4 protein-coding genes are annotated in these 3,664 nt (G+C 59.1%); 1 reads left to right on the forward strand and 3 read right to left on the reverse strand.

All coding sequences use genetic code 11. The features are described from left to right. Both AC4FAH_RS13855 and AC4FAH_RS13860 read right to left on the reverse strand, forming a co-directional pair. On the reverse strand, nt 1–965 hold a 965-nt coding region (locus tag AC4FAH_RS13855; RefSeq protein ID WP_490246236.1), incomplete at its 3' end, for an SLC13 family permease. A 99-nt stretch (nt 966–1,064) separates the two neighbouring features. After that, complete coding sequence (locus AC4FAH_RS13860) at nt 1,065–2,129, reverse strand: tartrate dehydrogenase (protein ID WP_284727437.1); 1,065 nt, start codon at nt 2,127–2,129, stop codon at nt 1,065–1,067. Between the two features lie 118 nt (nt 2,130–2,247). Between AC4FAH_RS13860 and AC4FAH_RS13865 the strand changes: the two genes are divergently transcribed. Continuing rightward, nucleotides 2,248–3,147, forward strand: coding sequence for a LysR substrate-binding domain-containing protein (locus AC4FAH_RS13865; protein ID WP_192839320.1), 900 nt, complete (start codon nt 2,248–2,250; stop codon nt 3,145–3,147). Nucleotides 3,148–3,302: 155 nt separating this feature from the next. Here the strand turns inward: AC4FAH_RS13865 and AC4FAH_RS13870 are convergent. Further along, nucleotides 3,303–3,664, reverse strand: a 362-nt coding sequence (locus tag AC4FAH_RS13870; RefSeq protein WP_490246237.1) for a siderophore-interacting protein, incomplete at its 5' end; no start/stop codon positions are given.

The raw sequence follows: 3,664 nt of genomic DNA on the forward strand, positions 1-3,664 counted from the left end.
ACACTGAGCAACACGCGCGGTGATGGGGCTTCGCCCAGATAGGCGACCACGTGCTCCGCCATCATCGTGCCCAACCCCGTCTTCTGCATGGCGATGGCCATAGGCAGCATGCCTGCGAAGAGGAATATGACGCGGGAGTCGATGGTATCCAGCGCACGCCGCTCCTTCATGACCCCCGTCAAGACCAGCAGCAGCGCCCCCGTGACACCGATGACATGCATGGGGAAACCGATCACGTCATCAAAGACCATCGCCAGGATGGTGAGCACCAGCACACCCAACGCCAGGTACTGCTTCCAAAGCGGGGCCATGGTCGGTTGCTCGTCATACATCTCGACCCCATCGCCGCCGGGACGATCCGGCAGGAGCTTGTAGCCGATGGTCAGGAAGTACAGCAGGCCGAAGATCATCATCGGAATGCCGATCATCGCAAAGGAGAAGAAACCGAAGGACTGAGCGCCATCGGTCATCTTGCTCAAGGTGCTGTCGACGATCAGGTTGCCAGGTGCCCCGATCAAGGACAGATTACCGCCCATTGCCGAAGCGAAGGCGAGCGGCATCAGAAGCTTGGAGCGGCGAATCCCGGAGCGACTGGCGATGCCGACCACCGCAGGAATCAAGACGGCAGCCGTGCCGGTATTGGACAGAAAGCCGGACAGAATCGCTGTCACCAGCATGATGGCCAGCAGCAGCTGTCGCTCTGTCTTGGCGAAATGCGTCACGATGCCACCGATACGATTGGCCATGCCGGTTTCGAACAAGGCACCGCCGACGACGAACATCGCGCAGAAGAGAATCACGTTCTTGTTGATGAACCCGGAAAAGGCTTCCTCTGGCGTGAGGATGTCGCCCAGCACGAGACTGATCAGTACCAGCATGGCAGTCAGGGCAAGTGGAATCTTTTCCGAGACGAACAGTACGATCGCGACCATGAGAATGGCCAGCGTCAGAAGTTGCGCGTCCATTTTATTATCCTTGTGGTTGGAACCTTCACGCGCAGGGGGCAGGCATGGCGTTCCTGCCCCCTGGATGCTGCAAGGACTGCGTCAGGCGATGGCGGCGCTCTAACGAATCGCGCGAACCCGTTCACAGACGGCATCGGTGATCTCGCGCGTGGTGGCGCTGCCGCCCAGATCTGGCGCATGCAGACCCGAAGCGACCACTTCTTCAATGGCGGTCATGAGGCGCTTGGCCAGAGCCGTCTCACCCAGATGCTCCAGCATCATGACGGCCGTCCAGAAGGCGCCCACCGGATTGGCGATGCCCTTGCCGGTGATATCGAAGGCAGAGCCGTGGATAGGCTCGAACATGGAGGGGAAGGTGCCTTCCGGATTGAGGTTGGCGGTCGGGGCAATCCCCAGGCTGCCGCTCAGAGCCGCAGCGAGATCGGAAATGATATCGGCATGCAGGTTGGTCGCGACGATGACGTCTAGCATGTGGGGCTTGAGGACCATGCGTGTCGTGATGGCGTCGACCAGTTCACGCGTGATCGTGACGTCCGGGTAGTCCTTGGCGACTTCGAAGAAGATCTCGTCCCACAACACCATACCGTGGCGCTGGGCATTGGACTTGGTCACCAGCGTGAGATGCTTGCGCGGACGGGACTGCGCCATTTCAAAGGCGAAGCGGTGAATGCGCTCGATGCCCTTGCGAGTGAAGATCGAGACTTCAGTCCCCACCTCCTCCGGAAGCCCCTGGTGGACACGGCCGCCATTCCCGGAGTATTCCCCTTCACTGTTTTCGCGAATGATGACCCAGTCGATATCCTCCGCCTGCTGAAGACGGCTGGTGATCCCCGGGAAAACACGGGCGGGGCGCACATTGGCGTACTGATCGAACCCCTGACAGATCTTGAGGCGCAGGTCCCACAGCGAGATGTGATCCGGCACCTTTTCGCTGCCTACGGCGCCGAAATAGATGGCATCAAAGGTCTTGAGCTCCTCGATGCCGCCATCCGGAATGTACTGGCCAGTCTTGAGGTACCGCTCGGAGCTCCAGTCGAAGTCGACGAAGTCGAAGGTGACGTCGGTATTGTCTTCCGCCAGCACTTCCAGCACACGCTTGCCGGCTTCGATGACTTCAAGACCGATACCATCGCCCGGGATGACTGCAATACGGTGGCTATTCATGATGTAGGCTCTCTTGTCATTGGGGTGGGTGAATCAAGGCGTGATCACACACTAGCCAGCGAGCAACCGAGCCGACAATGCACTAGCATTCACAACACCTTCAACCAGGAAGTTGAAAATGCAATCGCTCACAGAACTCGATTTCTTCCTGACGCTCTGTCGGGAAGGCAGCATGTCCAACGCCGCCCGCGTGCTGGACATCAGTCCGGCAGCCGTCAGCAAGCGACTGGCAAACATTGAAAAAAGACTCAAGATTCAATTATTTAACCGCAGCACGCGCTCCATGAGCCTCACGCCCGAAGGCCAGATATATCAGCGCCATGCGGAACAGACCTTGAGCCAGGTGCTGGAGATGGAAGAGCAGCTTTCCCGCCATGAGGGGCAGGTAAGAGGAAGACTAAAGGTGAACGCCCCGCTGGGCTTCGGGCGCAAGTACATGGCGCCCATCATCTCGGGCTTCGTTCAGGCGTATCCGCAGGTCGAGGTGACATTGCATCTTTCCGACATCCCGCACGCCATGGTCGATGGTGCCTTTGACGTCGCCATTCGATTCGGCGAGCTGCCCGATTCCAATCTGCATGCGCGCAAGATCGCCTCACACCGCCGCATCGTCTGTGCCTCTCCGCATTACCTTGCCCGCCACGGGTGCCCGCAGCATCCCGATGAACTGGCCAACCACGAATGCATCACCCTGCATCAGAATCGGGACTCATGGAGCATCTGGAAATTTCAGGGCAGTGAGGAAACCTGTAGCGTCAAGGTGGGCGGCAGCCTGTCCACCAATGATGGGGAAAGCGCCCTTCGCTGGGCCCTGGATGGCCGCGGAATCGTGCTGCGAGCGGAATGGGATGTGGCGCCTTATGTCGAGGCGGGAGAACTCAAGATACTGTTCGAGGAGTATCAATTGCCCAATGCCGACATCCATCTGGTCTATCAACATCATGCCGTGCTGCCGCTTCGGATCCGCCATTTCATTGAGCACACTCAGGATTATCTGGCCCGCCACCCTTTCAAGTGACACGGCAATCCCTTCAAATTACGCACGGCTATCTACAGGGACAGGGCTTCATTGCGACAACGAAATGCCCTGATGCAGGCGTGCATCAGGGCATTGGGGAAAAGCAGCTCATTCACTTGCTCAGAGACCTCAAGGCGATCACAGAGGTGGCGTGATCACGCCCCTTCCGCCTCGGCGTCCTGCTGCTTGGCCAGCTTGTGACCGTCTTCTGATTGCCCGATCTTCCAGTAGCTGGAGACATAGAAGTGGGACTTGGGGATCTCATGCACCTGCTTGAGGTGAGCACGCAGCGCTCGCATGCTGCCGAATTCACAGGCCGCCCAGACAGACACCTGGCCCTCTAGGCTCGGCAAGGAGGCGATCTTGTCCAGCAGCGGCTGGCCGCTCGGGTCCGGTTGCGCATTGATGACCCAGTGCAGCTCGATGCCGGCAGGATGCTCAAGCGTCTGGATATCGGCTTCGCTGGTCACCTCGATGACGGCGTGACCGCGCGCCTGGGCCGGTAGCTCGGCCAGAT

It is taken from the genome of Cobetia sp. (assembly GCF_983723665.1).